At 42.5% G+C, this 247-nt stretch carries 1 protein-coding gene; it reads right to left on the bottom strand.

What is annotated here, in order from left to right; translation table 11 throughout:
• A partial coding sequence (locus CWB75_RS18735; RefSeq protein WP_138571427.1) for an aminotransferase class V-fold PLP-dependent enzyme occupies window positions 1-247 on the bottom strand: 247 nt, incomplete at both ends.

Below are 247 nucleotides of genomic sequence, written 5' to 3'. Positions count from 1 at the left end.
GAACGACAATGTATTGCTACCTTGTTGTTGTAAAAATCAGACTCATCGCTAAAGTCATAGAGCCGCTGAGCTTTGGCAGTATTATGTGTTTCCATGGCTTTTCCACCGCCATGATGCTCAAGCCATTCAAATACTTCAGCTTCTAAATACCATGCAAATGTAGGTGGAGTGTTAAACATACTGCCTTGTTTTGCTTCAAGGGCGTAATCCAAAATACCTGGCTTAGCTAGCCGTTCACGCTCAAGTA

Origin of the sequence: Pseudoalteromonas sp. S1608 (genome assembly GCF_005887265.1) — a bacterium.
GTDB lineage: Bacteria > Pseudomonadota > Gammaproteobacteria > Enterobacterales > Alteromonadaceae > Pseudoalteromonas > Pseudoalteromonas undina.
This window is presented reverse-complemented; position numbering and strand designations above follow the sequence as displayed.